This window comes from Pseudomonas viciae (genome assembly GCF_004786035.1).
Lineage (GTDB): Bacteria > Pseudomonadota > Gammaproteobacteria > Pseudomonadales > Pseudomonadaceae > Aquipseudomonas > Aquipseudomonas viciae.
In genome coordinates this window covers 6404654-6420493 of record NZ_CP035088.1, presented here as the reverse complement: position 1 = coordinate 6420493, position 15840 = coordinate 6404654, and the positions used below count along the sequence as shown (strand labels likewise).

Annotated in this window: 16 protein-coding genes; 10 read left to right on the top strand and 6 right to left on the bottom strand. The window is 61.6% G+C overall.

Annotated elements, in window-relative coordinates; translation table 11 throughout:
- The first annotated feature begins 26 nt into the window (after positions 1–26).
- The 4 genes from EPZ47_RS30540 to EPZ47_RS28700 all read left to right on the top strand — a co-directional run bounded on the left by EPZ47_RS30540 (position 27) and on the right by EPZ47_RS28700 (position 3831).
- A complete protein-coding gene (locus EPZ47_RS30540; RefSeq protein WP_238346775.1) occupies positions 27–1160 on the top strand; it encodes a uroporphyrinogen-III C-methyltransferase in 1134 nt (377 codons plus the stop codon).
- Positions 1157–2404, top strand: a complete 1248-nt coding sequence (locus tag EPZ47_RS28710) for a heme biosynthesis protein HemY (protein ID WP_135847729.1) — start codon at positions 1157–1159, stop codon at positions 2402–2404. The genes EPZ47_RS30540 and EPZ47_RS28710 overlap by 4 nt, the downstream gene beginning before the upstream one ends.
- A gap of 250 nt (positions 2405–2654) precedes the next feature.
- Positions 2655–3197 (top strand): disulfide bond formation protein B, encoded by a 543-nt coding sequence (locus EPZ47_RS28705; RefSeq protein ID WP_135847728.1) that lies wholly within the window; start codon positions 2655–2657, stop codon positions 3195–3197.
- A gap of 175 nt (positions 3198–3372) precedes the next feature.
- On the top strand, positions 3373–3831 hold the full coding sequence (locus EPZ47_RS28700; protein ID WP_003206770.1) for an Rsd/AlgQ family anti-sigma factor: 459 nt from the start codon (positions 3373–3375) through the stop codon (positions 3829–3831).
- Positions 3832–3891: 60 nt separating this feature from the next.
- On the opposite strand, the gene EPZ47_RS28695 is transcribed toward EPZ47_RS28700, so the two are convergent.
- A complete protein-coding gene (locus EPZ47_RS28695) occupies positions 3892–4557 on the bottom strand; it encodes an FKBP-type peptidyl-prolyl cis-trans isomerase (RefSeq protein WP_135847727.1) in 666 nt (221 codons plus the stop codon).
- 193 nt (positions 4558–4750) lie between these two features.
- Between EPZ47_RS28695 and EPZ47_RS28690 the strand changes: the two genes are divergently transcribed.
- Complete coding sequence (locus EPZ47_RS28690) at positions 4751–5971, top strand: AlgP family protein (protein ID WP_135847726.1); 1221 nt, start codon at positions 4751–4753, stop codon at positions 5969–5971.
- Here EPZ47_RS28690 and EPZ47_RS28685 read toward each other — a convergent pair.
- Positions 5968–6432 (bottom strand): TIGR02444 family protein, encoded by a 465-nt coding sequence (locus EPZ47_RS28685; protein WP_135847725.1) that lies wholly within the window; start codon positions 6430–6432, stop codon positions 5968–5970. The two genes, EPZ47_RS28690 and EPZ47_RS28685, sit on opposite strands and share 4 nt — an antisense overlap.
- 50 nt (positions 6433–6482) lie before the next feature.
- Here EPZ47_RS28685 and EPZ47_RS28680 point away from each other — a divergent pair, with 50 nt between their 5' ends.
- The 3 genes from EPZ47_RS28680 to EPZ47_RS28670 all read left to right on the top strand — a co-directional run bounded on the left by EPZ47_RS28680 (position 6483) and on the right by EPZ47_RS28670 (position 9708).
- Complete coding sequence (locus EPZ47_RS28680) at positions 6483–8393, top strand: ATP-binding cassette domain-containing protein (RefSeq protein ID WP_135847724.1); 1911 nt, start codon at positions 6483–6485, stop codon at positions 8391–8393.
- Positions 8393–8974 carry a mechanosensitive ion channel family protein gene (locus EPZ47_RS28675; protein WP_135847723.1) on the top strand — a complete coding sequence of 194 codons (582 nt, stop codon included), beginning with the start codon at positions 8393–8395 and terminating at the stop codon, positions 8972–8974. Before EPZ47_RS28680 ends, EPZ47_RS28675 begins: the two co-directional genes overlap by 1 nt.
- Before the next feature lie 101 nt (positions 8975–9075).
- Positions 9076–9708 (top strand): LysE family transporter, encoded by a 633-nt coding sequence (locus tag EPZ47_RS28670; protein ID WP_135847722.1) that lies wholly within the window; start codon positions 9076–9078, stop codon positions 9706–9708.
- 75 nt (positions 9709–9783) lie between these two features.
- Here the strand turns inward: EPZ47_RS28670 and EPZ47_RS28665 are convergent, their stop codons facing one another.
- From EPZ47_RS28665 to EPZ47_RS28650, 4 genes are all read right to left on the bottom strand, one after another.
- Positions 9784–10527: a penicillin-binding protein activator LpoB gene (locus EPZ47_RS28665; RefSeq protein ID WP_135847721.1), complete on the bottom strand. Its 744-nt coding sequence runs from the start codon at positions 10525–10527 to the stop codon at positions 9784–9786.
- Between the two features lie 3 nt (positions 10528–10530).
- Complete coding sequence (lpoB, locus tag EPZ47_RS28660) at positions 10531–11118, bottom strand: penicillin-binding protein activator LpoB (protein WP_135847720.1); 588 nt, start codon at positions 11116–11118, stop codon at positions 10531–10533.
- Positions 11119–11183: 65 nt separating this feature from the next.
- The gene (locus EPZ47_RS28655; RefSeq protein ID WP_135847719.1) at positions 11184–11555 is read right to left on the bottom strand and encodes a YcfL family putative periplasmic lipoprotein; all 372 of its coding nucleotides are present in this window, start codon (positions 11553–11555) and stop codon (positions 11184–11186) included.
- 18 nt (positions 11556–11573) lie between these two features.
- Entirely contained in the window at positions 11574–12968 is a 1395-nt protein-coding gene (locus EPZ47_RS28650) for a COG3014 family protein (protein ID WP_135847718.1), read from the bottom strand.
- A gap of 315 nt (positions 12969–13283) precedes the next feature.
- Here EPZ47_RS28650 and EPZ47_RS28645 point away from each other — a divergent pair, with 315 nt between their 5' ends.
- Both EPZ47_RS28645 and EPZ47_RS28640 read left to right on the top strand, forming a co-directional pair.
- Positions 13284–15182 carry a cytochrome c/FTR1 family iron permease gene (locus EPZ47_RS28645; protein WP_135847717.1) on the top strand — a complete coding sequence of 633 codons (1899 nt, stop codon included), beginning with the start codon at positions 13284–13286 and terminating at the stop codon, positions 15180–15182.
- 109 nt (positions 15183–15291) lie between these two features.
- On the top strand, positions 15292–15747 hold the full coding sequence (locus EPZ47_RS28640) for a YaiI/YqxD family protein (RefSeq protein ID WP_135847716.1): 456 nt from the start codon (positions 15292–15294) through the stop codon (positions 15745–15747).
- Positions 15748–15840: the final 93 nt, after the last annotated feature.

Below are 15840 nucleotides of genomic sequence, written 5' to 3'. Positions count from 1 at the left end.
CGTTTTCTAATGCAAAGGATGGATACGTGAGCGAAACAGCCTTGCCAAAAGAAGATCAAGAGCAGCCAGCGATCGATGCGCCGGTTCAAACCCCGGCCCCGGTGGCGCCGCGTCGCGGCAACGGCCTGGCCATTGTCGCGTTGTTATTGGGGGCTGCCGGTGTGGCGGTTGGCGGTTGGGGCGTGTGGCAGGTGCGTCACCTGCAGCTCAATAACCAGCAGCAGTCCAGCCAGGTCCAGGCGCTGAATGACCAGGCCCAGACCCTCAAGCTCAATGAGCAACGCCTGAGTGAACGCCTGGCGCAATTGCCTCCGGCCGAAGAGCTGGAAGAGCGGCGGCGTCAGGTCGCCCAGTTGCAAGGTGATCAGCAGCGTCTGAACCAGCGCCTGGAGACCGTGCTCGGTGCCAGTCGCAAGGACTGGCGCCTGGCTGAAGCCGAACATCTGTTGCGCCTGGCCAGCCTGCGTCTTTCCGCCCTGCAAGACATCAGCAGTGCCCAGGCCCTGGTCCAGGGCGCTGACGAAATCCTCCGGGAGCAGAACGACCCCGGCTCGTTTGCCGCCCGCGAGCAGTTGGCCAAGACCCTCGCGGCGTTGCGCAGCACCGAGCAACCGGATCGTACCGGGCTGTTCCTGCAACTGGGTGCCCTGCGTGATCAGGTGTTGCAGCTCACCGAGTTGGCGCCCGAATACAAGGATCGCGGTGAATCCCTACTGGGCCTGACCGCCGACGGCGATGGCGCCAGCCGCTGGGCACAGTGGTGGGATCAGATCTCGCGCTACATCCGCATCGATTTCAATGCTGACGAGAACGTCCGCCCGCTCTTGGCCGGGCAGAGCCTGGTGCAGGTGCGCCTGGCCTTGAGCCTGGCGTTGGAGCAGGCGCAATGGGCCGCCCTCAACGGCCAGGCGGCGGTGTACACCCAGGCGCTGACCGAAGCCCGGGACGTGCTCAAGAACAACTTCAACCAGGACAACCCGCAAAGCAAAATCATGCTTGAGCGCGTGGGAGAGCTGTCCAAGCAACCGGTGACGGTGGTCACGCCGGACCTGACGGGCACCCTGAGCAGCGTCCAGGCCTACCTTGAGCGTCGCAACCTGAATGTCGAAGAGTCGGTCAAGCCGCTGCCCAAGGCTGGTGAGCAGGGGGCTACGCCATGAAACGTCTCTACGTGATTCTGTTCGTAGTTATCGCTGCCGCCGCGTTGCTGGGCGTGGCGATCGCCGAGCATTCGGGTTACGTGCTGGTGGCGTACAAGAACTTCCGTTACGAAGCCGGCCTGTGGGTCACCCTGGCGCTGGTGGCGGTGCTCTGGCTGGTGTGGCGGGGCGTGAGTGCCTTGGTCGGGCTGGTGACCACCTCCAGCGGCGTGGTCAACCCGTGGTCGCGGCGCAACCGTAGTCGTCGTGTGCAAGTGGCAATCGAGCACGGCCAACTGGACCTGGCCGAAGGTCGCTGGGCCAGTGCCCAACGTCACTTGCATCGTGCCGCCGAAGCCGAGCGCCAGCCGCTGCTGTATTACCTCGGTGCCGCCCGTGCGGCCAACGAACAAGGGCTTTACGAACAGAGCGACAGTTTGCTGGAACGTGCCTTGGAGCGTCAGCCCCAGGCGGAACTGGCCATCGCCCTGACTCACGCGCAACTGCAGACGGATCGCGGCGACACCGACGGCGCATTGACCACGCTGCAGGCCATGCACGAACGCCATCCCCATAACGCCCAGACCCTGCGCCAGTTGCAACGCCTGCATCAGCAGCGTGGTGATTGGTCGGCGGTGATCCGGTTGTTGCCGGAGTTGCGCAAGGACAAGGTCCTGCCTGCCGGCGAACTGACTGAACTTGAGCGCCGGGCGTGGGGCGAGAATCTGACCTTGGCGGCCCACCGTGAAGAGGACGGCAGCGTCGGTTTGCAGTCGCTCAATCGCGCCTGGCAACAACTGACCTCGGCGCAGCGTCAGGAGCCGGCGCTGGTATTGGCCTATGCCGAGCAGTTGCGGCAACTGGGGGCCCAGGTCGAGGCCGAAGAGGTGCTGCGAACGGCGCTCAAGCGTCACTATGACAGCCACCTGGCGCGCCTGTACGGGTTGGTCCGTGGTAATGATCCGGCTCGACAGCTACAAACGGCTGAAGGCTGGCTCAAGGATCATCCTGCCGATCCGAGCCTGCTGCTGACCCTGGGGCGTCTGTGCCTGCAGAACAGTTTGTGGGGCAAGGCGCGCGATTATCTGGAAAGCAGTTTGCGGGTGCAGCGCAACCCCGAAGCGTGCGCCGAACTGGCGCGGCTGTTGGCGCAACTGGGCGATGCCGAGCGCAGCAATCAGTTGTTCCAGGAAGGCTTGGGATTGCTGGATGAGCGTCTGCTGGCCGCACCTTTGCCGGTCCCGGCTCAGGTTTTGTCCACTTGATATTTGTATGAATCATTGTGGCGAGGGAGTAAGCGCCCTCGCCACAGGGTTTCAAGTGGACAGCATTGGGGGCGTTGATACCTGTCTGTTTAAGGCTTTGGCCAAAGTCCTACAGCGGACTGCGCACAATCCCCCAGCGCCTGTCGGGAATTCCCTACACCCTTGGTGAAGTGTCTGCCCAGGCCTGCCTTGAAAGGCCTGAGGGCTTTCCTCTACCGTAACTGCTTGTCTCTTTTGTTACGGAACCGCCATGTCTTTGGCCAGCTCACGCTTCTTGTTTCTCATGGCTTCCATCGCTGCGGCCCTGGCTTTGGGCATCGCCAGTTATTTGGAATATGCGGTCGGTCTGACGCCTTGCAGCCTGTGTATTTTGCAGCGGTTGTGCCTGATGCTGTTTCTGGTGAACGGCCTTGTGGCCTGCGTACATGGCCCGGGCCGAAGGGGCAGCCTCTTCTATGGGGGGATGGGGTTGGTTTTTGCGGCCGGGGGAGTGACCCTGGCATGGCGTCAGGTTCTGGTGCAGAGCGTTTCGTTCGAGCCGTTGCCTGATTGTATTGCGCAACTGCAGAGGGCGGATTCCTGGTGGTGCGCCCTGCATCGCGTCCTCGACGGTGTAGTGGATTGCGCCAACATCACTTGGACGCTGTTCGACCTGAGCATCCCCGAGTGGAGCCTGTTGTTTTTTCTCGCGGTGTCCGGTGCGATGAGCTATCTGCTGCTGCGGCTTGTCTGGAGTGCTCTGGTACGACCGCTTAGCGGCGATACGTCGCAGTTGGTCCGGGCCTTGGATTAAACACTTGTATGAACTTTATCTCCTGCGTACCTTGAAGCGGTTGTCGTGCGGGCATAATCTGGCCCGCACGAGTTATCAGAATTATGCCGCTCGATCATGTTATGTCTGGCTTGCCCCTGATCATTCAGGCATGCGCGGGCTGCGAGGGGCATGACTCACAAGGGAAGAAATCACCATGCTCGAAAGTTGTCAGAATGCTCAGGAACGCTGGGGTGGGGTGCATCTGCTGATTGACCGCTGGTTGCAGGAGCGTCACGAACTGGTTCGGGCCTATGATGCTCTCGGCGACAAGCCTGAAGCGCTCAGCGAAAGCCGCAAACCGTTGCAAGAGTTCTGCGGTGTGCTGGTCGACTATGTGTCTGCCGGTCATTTCGAGATCTACGAACAACTGACGGGTGAGGCCAAGGCCTTCAACGACAAGCGTGGCCTGGAGCTCGCCGAGCAGATCTACCCGCGCATCGACGTCATCACTGAAAAACTGCTGGCGTTCAATGACCTGTGTGATGAAGGCAAGTGCGTAGCGGAAAAATTCAAGGAGCTGGGCGGCTTGCTGCACGAGCGCTTCGAACTGGAAGACTGCCTGATCGAAGTACTGCACAACGCCCACAAGGAAGAGGCCGCGGTCCAGGCCTGAAGAGTTCGCGGTAATAAAAAAAACGGTGCGCATTGCGCACCGTTTTTCGTTTGGGCAGCGTCAGGTCGTCGCGCCCAGCAACTCGATTTCAAACACCAGTGGCGTGAAAGGCGGGATCACATCCCCGGCACCTTCGGCGCCATACGCCAGGGTCGAAGGAATCACCAGTCGCCATTTCGCGCCGACCGGCATTTGCGGCAATGCACTGCGCCAACCGTCAATCACGCTGTCGAGATTGAACCACTGCGCTTGGCGGTTGGAATCGAATACGGTGCCGTCCGGCAATCGACCGATATACAGCACCTGGACCTTGCCGTGCGGACCGGCCTTCGCACCGTGGCCTGGCTTGAGTTCGGTCAACAGGATGCCGTCTGCCAGTTGCTGGACGCCGGGCCGGTTTTTTTCCTCATCGAGAAACTTCTGTTCTGTTTTCAGTGCGACTTCGACCTGCGGCGTCGTCGACTGCGCTGTCAGTTGCGCCTGATGTGTGGCCAGGATCTGTTCGATGCGTTCATCCTTCAGGGCCAGCGGCTTGCCCAGGTAGGCCTGTTGCAGCCCTTCGACCAAGGCCTGGATCTGTAGGTCGGGTACGTCCTGGCGCAGGCGTTCTCCCAGGCTTGCGCCCAGGCTGTACGCCAGATCGTGAGCATCATTTGCGCTGGTTTTTTCAGCGGCCTGAGCCATGGGACACGCCATGCACAGGAATAAAAACAGGTGACGCAACATGTGTGCTCTCCGGCCTCGAGTCGGGGGGGATTATGCCAGTGCCGATCGCTGCAAAGGTGGATTGTCTCGGCGGTGACGTAGAAGATTTTTCGTCTCTTGCAACGCAACGTCTTATGTAGTGTCAACATGCCCTAGCGGCGGTTGTAGCAGAGGTCTAGTATGAGCCGCACTTACGTCAGTCAGGAGGTAAACCATGTCGGCCACCAAGAAGCCCGTAAACACTCCGTTGCACTTGCTCCAACAACTCTCGGGCAGCTTGCTCGAACATTTGGAAAATGCCTGCTCCCAAGCGCTGGCTGATGCTGAAAAACTGCTCGCCAAGCTGGAAAAACAACGCGGCAAAGCACAGGAAAAGCTGCACAAGTCGCGCACTAAACTGCAAGACGCAGCCACCGCTGGCAAGGCCAAGGCACAAGCCAAGGCCAAAGATGTTGTGAAAGAGCTCGAAGATCTGCTCGATGCCTTGAAGGATCGTCAGTCCGAAACCCGCGCCTACATTCTGCAACTCAAGCGTGATGCCCAGGAAAGCCTGAAACTGGCCCAGGGTGTCGGTCGCGTGCAAGAGGCTGTGGGCAAGGCGCTGACGCTGCGCGCTGCCAAGCCTGCTGCTGTATCGGCCAAAAAGCCGGCTGCTAAACCCGTCGCGGCAAAAACACCGGCCAAAGTAGCGGCTAAGCCAGCCGTGAAAGCACCGGCCAAAGCGGCGAGCAAGCCTGCTGCCAAACCGGTCGCTGCCAGCGCTGCCAAACCGGCGGCAAAAAAACCGGCCGTCAAAGCTGCCGCCGCTAAGCCTGTTGCCGCCAAGCCAGCCGCAAAAACGGCTGCCGCTAAGCCTGTTGCTGCCAAGCCTGCTGCAAAAGCTGTCGCCAAGCCTGCGGCTAAAACCGCTGCCGCCAAGCCCGCAGCGACGAAAACTGCGGCGGCAAAACCTGCTGCTAAAGCGGCTGCAAAACCCGCTGCAAAACCCGCTGCAAAACCCGCTGCAAAACCCGCTGCAAAACCCGCTGCAAAACCTGCCGCTGCAAAACCCGCTGCCAAGCCTGCGGCAACCAAAACTGCCGCTGCCAAACCGGCTGCGGCCAAGCCCGCTGTGAAAACGGCGGCCAAGCCAGTCGCGGCCAAAGCGCCTGCCAAAGCTGCCGCTAAACCTGCTGCCAAACCGGCTGCGGCAAAACCTGTCGCCAAGCCTGCTGCCGCGAAGCCGGCCGCTGCAAAACCTGCCGCCAAGCCTGCGGTAAAACCTGCCGTGAAAAAGCCAGCCGCCGCAAAACCTTCGACTGCGCCAGCAGCCAAGCCTGCGACATCGACGCCGGCTCCAACCGCGGCACCTGCTCCAACCACCACTTCGGCCCCGGCGACCAGCCCATCCGCCGCCGTTGCGCCGAGCACCAGCACCCCAACCAGCGCTTCCTAAGTGCCGGACACCGCGACGCGCAGCTGATGCAGCGCGTCGCGGTTCGCTGGGTCGGCACTCGCCGCCAGCCCTTGCAGCCAGTGTGCTGAATCTGTCTGTTGTACCTCAGGCCAATCCTTGGTCGCCGCCTCCAATCGTTCCAGCAATCGCCGTTCGGCTTGCAACTCCAGTTTCTTGACCTGCTCGCGCAAGCTGTGGAGTGCTGTGTCTTGAAGGGCACTGGTTTTCCATTGGCTACGAAGCGTGCGTAATGGGTTTACCACCTCTGCGTCCCAGGGCTCGGCCAGTTGTCGAAGCTGTTGCAGCCTCTGTTCATTGCAGGTCACGCCACGCTGTTGCAGCCACAGGCCGCAAAGCAGGAGGCAGACGTTGGCGCCGGCGTTCTGTAGCGCCAGGCAGGCAGGTTCCACGCCGGGCTTGGCATAGAGGTCGAGGGAAAAGCTCCACAGGTCAGGGGACATCGTGCTACTCGCGCCAGTTGTGAGCGAAGCTGGTAGACTCCGCCGCCATTATGATCCGACTTCAGAACCTGACTTTACAGCGTGGCCCGCAACGTCTGCTAGAAGACGCCGAGCTGACCCTGCACGCCGGCCACAAAGCCGGCCTCATCGGTGCCAACGGCGCCGGCAAATCGAGCCTGTTCGCCTTGCTGCGGGGTGAGCTGCACCCGGACTCGGGCGATTGCTTGCTGCCGGCCGATTGGCGTATCGCCCACATGCGCCAGGAGGTCGACACCCTCGAGCGCCTGGCGGTGGACTATGTGCTCGATGGCGACCTGCGCCTGCGTCAGGTCCAGCGCGACCTGGCGCTGGCGGAAGCGGCCCATGACGGCGCCGCCCAGGCCCGTCTGCACTCGGAGCTCGATAGCGCCGACGGCTACACCGCCGATGCCCGTGCGCGCAAATTGCTCGCCGGCCTGGGGTTTACCAACGAGCAGATGGACCGTCAGGTCGGGGATTTCTCCGGCGGCTGGCGGATGCGCCTGAACCTGGCGCAGGCCTTGATGTGCCCTTCGGATTTGCTGCTGCTCGATGAACCGACCAACCACTTGGACCTCGACGCCATCATCTGGCTCGAAGACTGGCTCAAAAGCTACCCGGGCACGCTGCTGCTGATTTCCCACGACCGAGACTTCCTCGACGCCGTGGTCGATCACGTGGCCCATGTCGATCAACGCAAGCTCACCTTGTACCGTGGCGGCTACAGCGCTTTCGAGCGCGCCCGTGCCGAACGCCTGGCCCAGCAACAGCAGGCGTACGAGAAGCAGCAGGCGCAGCGTGCGCACATGGAAAGCTACATTGCCCGCTTCAAGGCCCAGGCCACCAAGGCCCGCCAGGCCCAGAGCCGGATCAAGGCGCTGGAGCGGATGGAGGAGCTGTCGGCGGCCCACGTCGATTCACCGTTTGATTTTGTCTTCCGCGAATCGACCAAGATCTCCAGTCCGCTGATCGACCTGTCCGATGCGCGCCTGGGCTATGGCGACAAAACCGTGCTGGAGAAGGTCAAGCTGCAGCTGACCCCCGGTGCGCGGATTGGTCTGCTGGGGCCCAACGGTGCCGGTAAGTCGACCCTGATCAAAAACCTTTCCGGTGAACTCGAGCCTCTGGCCGGGCGCCTGACCCGGGGTGAGAACACCGTGGTCGGTTACTTCGCCCAGCATCAACTCGACTCCCTGGACTCCAAGGCTAGCCCGCTGCTGCACCTGCAACGCTTGGCGCCGACCGAGCGCGAGCAGGTCCTGCGCGATTTCCTCGGTGGTTTCGACTTCCGCGGTGCGCGTATCGATGAGCCGGTGCTGAATTTCTCCGGCGGCGAAAAGGCGCGCCTGGCGCTGGCGTTGATTGCCTGGGGCCGACCGAACTTGCTGCTGCTCGACGAACCGACCAACCACCTCGACCTGGAAATGCGCCTGGCCCTGACCATGGCCTTGCAGGAATTCAGCGGGGCGGTGCTGGTGGTGTCCCACGATCGGCATTTGCTCAAGAGCACCACGGATAATTTTTTCCTGGTAGCCGACGGCAAGGTCGAAGAGTTCGACGGCGACCTGGAAGACTACGCGCGCTGGCTGGTGGAGTACCGCCAGCGCAACGCCCCGGTCAGCACTACGCCAGTCAACCCGGACAAGACCGACAAGAAAGCCCAGCGCCAGGCCGCTGCGGCCTTGCGTCAGCAGTTGGCACCGCACAAGCGCGAAGCCGACAAGCTCGAAGTCGAGTTGGGCAAGCTCCATGAGAAACTGCAGAAAATCGAAACCAGCCTCGGCGACAGCGGTGTCTACGAGGCGGCGCGCAAGGATGAGTTGCGTGACCTGCTGGCCGAACAGGCCAGGCTGAAGGTTCGGGAAGCGGAGCTTGAGGAGGCGTGGATGCAAGCCTTGGAGTTGCTGGAAAACCTGCAAGCGGAGCTGGAGGCATTGTCCTGATGGAAGCGTTGGCGTTGCCTATACCTGTCATGTGGATCGAGCCGATCTGGCTCGGTGTGCAAATCCTGCTGATTCTGCTGGCCGGTTATGTCGCGCAGCGTGTCGTGGCGCGTGCGCTCACGGGCCTGGGTGAGCGTTACCCGTTCCCACCCCAACTGGTCATTATCCTGCGGGGCGTGCTGCGCTGGCTGATCATGGGCAGCGCAGTGTTGGTGGTGCTCGAACGCCTGGGTGTCTCCGCCACAGTGCTGTGGACCGCACTGTCGGGTTTCGTCGCGGTGGCAGCGGTGGCGTTTTTCGCCATCTGGAGCGTGTTGTCGAACCTGCTGTGTGCTGTTTTGATCTACACCGTCGGGCCGTTTCGCCTGGGGGATGTGGTCGAGTTGGTGGACACCACCGACAAGCCCGGCATCAAGGGGCGGGTGGTGGCGATCAACCTGCTGTACACCACGCTGATCGAACCCGAGGAACTCGGCACCGGCAGCGCCATGGTGCAAGTGCCCAACAGCCTGTTCTTCCAACGCTCGGTGCGGCGCTGGCGTGGCAGCGAGGCATTTCCGGTGGGCGGTTTCGTCGAATAACCCGACCCTGGCCGCTCGGCTCTTTTTGGAAAAAAGCGGTGGTCAACCGCTCGACGGCGCATTAGCTTAGTCGTTTCGACGAATCTGAGCCGAGGTGTGCAATGGTGCTGGAAACATGGCTGGCGTTTTTCGCCGCGTGTTGGGTGATCAGCCTTTCGCCGGGTGCCGGTGCCATTGCATCGATGTCCAGCGGTCTGCGGTACGGTTTCTGGCGCGGCTACTGGAATGCCATGGGTCTGCAGCTGGGCCTGGCGTTGCAAGTCGTGATCGTTGCCGCCGGTGTCGGTGCGATTCTCACCGCGTCGGCCACTGCGTTCTATGTGATCAAATGGTTCGGTGTGGCCTACCTGGTTTACCTGGGGGTCAAACAGTGGCGAGCCATCCCCGGCGAGATCAGTGATAACGCGGCCGTACGGCCCATCGGCAACCCCCTGGCGCTGATATTTCGCGGTTTTCTGGTCAATATCAGCAACCCCAAGGCCCTGGTGTTCATGCTGGCGGTGCTGCCGCAATTCATCGACCCCCATGCACCCTTGGTCAAGCAATACCTGATCCTGGGCGGGACCATGATTTGCGTCGATCTCATCGTCATGGCCGGGTACACCGGGCTGGCGGCCAAAGTCTTGCGCCTGCTGCGCACGCCGAAACAGCAGCGGCGGATGAACCGGACTTTTGCCGGACTGTTCATCGGCGCGGCGGGTTTTCTGGCGACGATTCGCAGGGTCACCGTATAACCGCAAAGGGCAGGCGATACCTGTGGCGAGGGAGCAAGCTCCCTCGCCACAAAAGCATCTACCCGGCGGTGTGATTCAGCGCAAGATCACCGGTGCGGTATCGCGCGGTAGATTATTGCGCTGCACAGGCTCACCGGCCTGTTCGTAGCTCGGGCCACCGAGTTGTTCGCTCAGTTGCCGCGCCACGTCTTCACCCAAAGCCTTGGACACCTCGCGCACCACCCGTGGCCGGTTGAGGCTGATGCGCACATCCCGGTGGTTCAACAGCTTGGTGTCCTGGCCTTCGCCCATGGCGGTGAACGCCGAGGTGATTTCGAAAGTCTTGGTGTTGATCAGGCTGAAGTCCGCTACCAGGGTCAGCGCCAGTACTGCCGAGTAGCTGTCCGCGGTGCCCAGTTCGTTGATGTCGCGGGTGAAGTCGATGTCCGACACCGTGCCGAACAGCACATAATCGGCACCCTTGAACTGCCCAGCCTTGATGCGCCTGATCACGTCGTAGACGTCACCCTTGGACGACGCAGTGTGCGGTGAGCCCTGCACCAGCTGGAACATCCCGCTGCGCAGGATCTCGCCCTTGATGTCACCGGTGAACTTGCGCAGCTCGCCCTGCTCGATGTAGCTGCTGGTGGCTTCCATCTCGTCGTAGCTCGACGAGGCGCTGGCGCTATAGGCATTCGCCTGGAAGTTGCTCTGGGCGGAAACGGTGTGGATGTATTCTTCCACTCGCTCCTGGTACGCCAGGTCAGTGACCGCGACTTTTGGGGCCGCCTGCGCGCCGAACGCGCAGGCCAGGGCCATGATGCCAATCCATGTGCGCATGGTTTAACGCTCCGTGGTTTTGCGGATTTCTTTCTCGTCCATCCACTCGGCCAGACCGCTTTCGACGTCGATCAATTGCAGGCTGAATTTGTAGAAGACGTCCTTGTAGTCGCTGCTGCGCTTGACGATCGAGCTGATGGAGCCCTCGATGCGGTATTTGGCAGCGATCATGTTGCCGGTCTTGGCCACGGTGCTTTTCTTGTACAGGCCGCTCTGGTTCTGCAGCTTGAGCTGGTCGACCTGGCTGTCCATGGCGTTGTTGTCGCTGGCAAAACGCGCCGCGCCGGTCTTCATCAGTTGGGTCTTGATGCTGGTGGTGATCTCGCGGGTGTCGATGTATTCGCTGGTCTTGTTCTTCACGTCATAGACCTGGACCACCGGGCGGCCTTGCAGAACGCCGGACTGGGCCAAGGAGCGGGTCATGGACTCGGCGATCATTTGCAGGTCGGTGGAGCCGAACTCGTTGGTCACGGTTTCCACGGCCTTGGTGTCGCCGTAGCTGATGTTCTTGTTGCCCAGGACCGGGGAGTTGTTGGCGCAGCCGCTGACCAGCAGGACGGCGAGGGCGATGGAGGAAATGCGTACAAACATGTGGGTGCTCTCGAAAACTGAAAAAGGGATAACGCGTCACTCGGGCGCTTTTTGTGGGAGCGTTTTTAAGGGGTATTGATTTCCAGTCGGAAATCCACAGCCTTGGGCGTCGGCGCGATGGCCGGCAGGAAGCTGGTTTGTTCGCCGTACATCGTCAGGCTTTTCCAGGTTTCTTCCTCGGCGATCGGAAAACCTTCCGGCCCCAGCCAGGCAAAGCGGTAATACATGGTCTTGTTGTTGTAGCTGGTGTTGCTCAACTGGACATTGACAGTCATGTAACCGTTTTCCCGGGCCACGCGCATGGCGCCGACCACGATGTTTTTCGTCTTGCCCATCGCCACGACCTTGCTGGCGGCGGTGCCCGGCTCCGGTGGCGGCGGGGTGGCGCAACCGGCCAGCAAGGCCAGGGCGCCGACGGCGATCAGTTTTAAACGCATGTGAACAAGACTCCGTTCTTAAGGTTGCTTAAGGGCAATGGCGGTCGGGTTGGCGCTGGGCATCACTTGGGCGGCGAGGCCGCCGGCGAACACTTGGTTGCCCACCGCCCGCAGGCTGATGACCTGGTAGCGCTGATCGACGGTGACCTTGACCACCGAGCCGCCCACGGCGCTTGGCAAGGTGACCTGGTGCTCGCCTTTCTTCAGGCGCAGGCGCACCACTTGGGTGTAGTCCGGCAGAGTGCGCCAGGTCCGGGTGTCGGCGCCTTCGAGCACGGCCGAGGTAATGCCCACGGCCAGGCCGGCCAGTGGATTGGTTTCGTTGATCTGTTTTTGCGCCACGCCACGACTGATGGCACGCACGGTCGTGCGCAGGATGATGCCCGGCATGTCGTCGCGCAGGGCCCGGCGGGACATGGCAGTGGTGCTGTTGAGTTGGGTCAGGTCCATCTGCCGGCCGTCAACGCCGATCTGGGCGAAGGTGGCGGTCGAGGTATCAGGCTTGATCAGCGGGAACGACAAGGGTGTGATGACCAGGTTGCCGCTGATGGGCAAGGGCAGGGGAACGCGGATCGAGTCCCGGGACGGCGCCAGGCCACTCTGGACGACGATCAGGATGTCGCTGTCATCGTTCTTGGCGGCAGGCTTGTCGAGGTTGAGCAGCGCCTGTTCGAGCAGCGGGGTGTTCGGGCGCAGTTCGGCGGCCTTGCGATAGCCCGGCGCGGCCAAGTCCTTTTCGCCCAGGGCTTCGTAGACGAAACCGGCCAGGTAATGGCTGAACGCACTCTGATAACTATTTTTGAGGCTGACCACTTCCGGGGCGTCGAGGCTGGCCACCGGATAACCCTTGAGGTCCTTGTACTCGGTCTTGACCCCTTGTTTCTCGGCGTCCTCTTCGCGCTTGAGGTATTCCTTGTCCCGCAGGTCGGCGATCACCGCTTCGCGTTCGTGGGTTTTCTTGATTTGGGTCCGCGCACCGTCGAAGTCGTTCACTGCCAGCAGGTTCAGGGCCATCTGCGTGGTCAGCATGACCTTTTCGTAGTCGTAGCCTTCGTAGCGCCGGACTTTGTCGTTGACCAGGAAACTGCCGAACTGGGCCAGGTACTTGGCGGTGTCGAGCTTGACCGCGTCTTCCCACTGGCCGACCTGCTGGTCAGCGCTGGTCCAGGCTGTCTGGCTGCCGGACAGGTCGCCCTTGGCGCGCAGCAGCTCACCTTTCTCGAAGAAGTACAGGAGGTCTTTATCCTGGCTGCTGTTGTTCTTTTCCAGCAGTGTCAACGCCGCATCGACGTTGCCGGAAGCCAGCTGCTGGTTGGTCTGGGCCAGTTCGCTGTCGTAGTTGCGAAAGGCCGAACAGCCGGACAACAAGGTGATCGCACCGAGGGCGAGCAAAAAAGCGGCACGGGATGCCATGACTACATCTTCCCTGAGGTATCAGCCGGGTTGTGCGGGTCGGGCTGGGACGATCCCACGGACAAGCGTCGAAACGCCGTCGGTTCCTCATAAGCAGAGGAGCTTTTATGCCATCTGACAATAAGAAGGCGGCGCGATTATAAACAGGGGCAGAGGCTGTGTAATGGCTTTTCAGTATCTAAATGGTGTTTTTGTGACATCACCGCCAAAGCATGAAAATCCGATGAAAATGTGCCCCCAGGCCAATCGCCTCTTGAGCCAAAGCCATTGGAAGTGAACAATGTGTTACTTCTTATTACCAACTGAGAGTCATTCATGGCTGCCCCGTTTCGTATTCTGGCCTGGCTTGCACTGCCATTGCTGGCCCTGTGCAGCACTCCTTTGCTGGCCGATACCGTTGAAGGTGCCCCCCAGGCGCTGCATTTGCTGGATTACATTGGGGCCGATTATCCAGTGACGGTCGAGGCGGGCAAGGTTGTCGACGAGGCGGAATACCGCGAACAACTGGAGTTCACCCAGGCAGTGGAGGGGTTGATCGCTGCGCTGCCCGCCAAGCCGGAAAAAGCTGAGCTGACCCAAGGCATCGGCGCGTTGCGCAGTGCGATCACCCAGCGCCAGGATGGCGGCGATGTCGCCCGTCTGGCGCGACAACTGGGGGCCAGATTGGCGGTGGCTTACGAAGTGAGCCAAGCACCGGTCATCACCCCGGACCCCACGCGCGGTGCGCCGCTGTACGCCCAGCATTGTTCGGTGTGTCACGGTGACAGCGGTGCCGGCGACGGGCCTGCCGGTGTCGGCCTGGAGCCGCCGCCGGCCAATCTGCGCGACGGCCAGCGCCTGGATCGCCTGAGTCTCTACGCGATCTACAACACCCTCGGCATGGGCGTCGAGGGCACCGACATGCCGGCCTTCGCCGACCAGCTTGACGACCGTCAGCGTTGGGACCTGGCGACCTATATCGCCAGCTTCAGCGCCGACCCGGCTGCTGCGAAAAGTGAACAGACCTACAATCTTGCAGACCTTGCGCGTCAGACGCCGGCCGAAGTCCTCGCGGCGCAAGGCCCGGCAGCCGCGGCCACTTTCCGTGCCCAGCGAGCCCAGCCGCCGCAAGTGCAGCGCGGCCCGGCACAGTTGCTCGACTACACCGCCGCCACCCTGGATAAAAGCATCGCGGCGTATCGCGCCGGTGATCACGACCAGGCCTATGACCTGTCGGTAGCGGCTTACCTGGAAGGTTTCGAACTGGTGGAAAGCTCGCTGGATAACGTCGATGCCAACGTGCGCAAGGACACCGAAAAGTCGCTGATGGCTTATCGACAGTCCTTGCAGGATGGCTTGCCGGTCGAGCAGGCCGAACAGCGCCTGGACGCGGCCAAGACTAAATTGAAGGAATCCGCCGGCCTGCTGGGCGGCGATGGCTTGAGCTGGTCGCTGAGCTACATTTCAGGGTTGTTGATTCTGTTACGCGAAGGGTTGGAAGCGATCCTGGTGCTGGCGGCGATCCTGGCGTTCCTGCGCAACACCGGCCAGCAGTCGGCAGTTCGCAGCGTCAACGTCGGTTGGGGCCTGGCGCTGTTGGCTGGCCTGGCGACGTGGGGGTTGGCGGCGTATGTGATTGACGTCAGCGGTGCCCAGCGTGAGTTGCTCGAAGGTGCGACGGCGTTGTTTGCCAGTGTGATGGTGCTGTGGCTGGGTGTCTGGATGCACGACCGGCGTCATGCGGCGGCCTGGCAGGATTACATCAAGAGCAGTCTGGTGGGCGGCGGCGGGCGTTTTGGTTTCGCGATCCTGGCGTTCTTCTCGGTTTATCGTGAACTGTTCGAAGTGATCCTGTTCTACGAAACCCTGTGGCTGCAGGCTGGCCCCGCCGGCCATGACGCGGTGCTTGCGGGCGGCGCGACGGCGTTGGTATTGCTGGTCGGGTTGGCCTGGGTAATCCTGCGCGGCTCGGCGAAACTGCCACTGGCGCTGTTCTTCAGCATCAATGCCGCGTTGCTGTGCGCACTGTCGGTAGTGTTCGCCGGCCATGGTGTGAAGGCATTGCAGGAAGCCGGGATCTTTGGCACCCATCCGGTGGCGTTCTTCGACTTCGACTGGTTGGGTATTCATGCCGATGCCTATTCGCTGACCGCTCAAGTGGTCGCGATCCTGGCGATCATGGTGCTATATGGACGTAGTTGGGTGGCGGAGAAGCGTCGGGTCCAGGTTTCCTGAACAGCATTCGCTGCGCTCATCATCGCGGGCAAGCCTTGCTCCCCCAGTCAGCACTCACCTGTGGGAGCAAGGCTTGCCCGCGATGCTTTTAAACAGAGGAAGCAACCCAATGCGTGTATGGATCGACGCCGACGCCTGCCCCAAGGCCGCGAAGGATCTGGTGGTCAAGTTCGCCCTCAAGCGTCAGTTCGAAGTGGTGCTGGTGGCCGGTCAGCCGCAGATCAAGCCGGGCCTGGCCTGCGTGAAGCTGATCGTGGTGCCCAGCGGCCCTGACGCGGCGGATGATTACCTGATGGAGCACGCGGTACCCGGCGAGCTGGTCATTTGCAGTGACGTGCCCCTGGCCGACCGGCTGGTGAAGAACGGCGTTGCAGCCCTTGACCCGCGGGGCAAGGAATTCGATGCCCAGAACATGGGCGATCGACTGGCGGTGCGCAACCTGTTCACCGACTTGCGTGAACAAGGCCACATGGGCGGCGGCCCGGCGGCGTACAGCGAGCGGGACAAGCAGGGGTTTGCCAATGCTCTGGACCGGATATTGACGCGGTTGGCTCGAATCTCCTGAGTCTTGCCTAGATCCCCTGTGGGAGTGGGCTTGCTCGCGAAAGCGGTGTGTCAGCCAATAGATAGGCCAACTGAACCGACGCCTTCGCGAGCA

What these genes read in the sequence shown, in the direction of transcription:
- EPZ47_RS28645 (WP_135847717.1), top strand. Translation starts at nt 13,284, where the DNA reads ATGGCTGCCCCGTTTCGTATTCTGGCCTGGCTTGCACTGCCATTGCTG.
- EPZ47_RS28665 (WP_135847721.1), bottom strand. Translation starts at nt 10,527, where the DNA reads ATGCGCACATGGATTGGCATCATGGCCCTGGCCTGCGCGTTCGGCGCG.
- EPZ47_RS28690 (WP_135847726.1), top strand. Translation starts at nt 4,751, where the DNA reads ATGTCGGCCACCAAGAAGCCCGTAAACACTCCGTTGCACTTGCTCCAA.
- EPZ47_RS28675 (WP_135847723.1), top strand. Translation starts at nt 8,393, where the DNA reads ATGGAAGCGTTGGCGTTGCCTATACCTGTCATGTGGATCGAGCCGATC.
- EPZ47_RS28650 (WP_135847718.1), bottom strand. Translation starts at nt 12,968, where the DNA reads ATGGCATCCCGTGCCGCTTTTTTGCTCGCCCTCGGTGCGATCACCTTG.
- EPZ47_RS28680 (WP_135847724.1), top strand. Translation starts at nt 6,483, where the DNA reads ATGATCCGACTTCAGAACCTGACTTTACAGCGTGGCCCGCAACGTCTG.
- EPZ47_RS28655 (WP_135847719.1), bottom strand. Translation starts at nt 11,555, where the DNA reads ATGCGTTTAAAACTGATCGCCGTCGGCGCCCTGGCCTTGCTGGCCGGT.
- EPZ47_RS28705 (WP_135847728.1), top strand. Translation starts at nt 2,655, where the DNA reads ATGTCTTTGGCCAGCTCACGCTTCTTGTTTCTCATGGCTTCCATCGCT.
- EPZ47_RS28700 (WP_003206770.1), top strand. Translation starts at nt 3,373, where the DNA reads ATGCTCGAAAGTTGTCAGAATGCTCAGGAACGCTGGGGTGGGGTGCAT.
- EPZ47_RS28685 (WP_135847725.1), bottom strand. Translation starts at nt 6,432, where the DNA reads ATGTCCCCTGACCTGTGGAGCTTTTCCCTCGACCTCTATGCCAAGCCC.
- lpoB (WP_135847720.1), bottom strand. Translation starts at nt 11,118, where the DNA reads ATGTTTGTACGCATTTCCTCCATCGCCCTCGCCGTCCTGCTGGTCAGC.
- EPZ47_RS28670 (WP_135847722.1), top strand. Translation starts at nt 9,076, where the DNA reads ATGGTGCTGGAAACATGGCTGGCGTTTTTCGCCGCGTGTTGGGTGATC.
- EPZ47_RS28640 (WP_135847716.1), top strand. Translation starts at nt 15,292, where the DNA reads ATGCGTGTATGGATCGACGCCGACGCCTGCCCCAAGGCCGCGAAGGAT.
- EPZ47_RS28710 (WP_135847729.1), top strand. Translation starts at nt 1,157, where the DNA reads ATGAAACGTCTCTACGTGATTCTGTTCGTAGTTATCGCTGCCGCCGCG.
- EPZ47_RS28695 (WP_135847727.1), bottom strand. Translation starts at nt 4,557, where the DNA reads ATGTTGCGTCACCTGTTTTTATTCCTGTGCATGGCGTGTCCCATGGCT.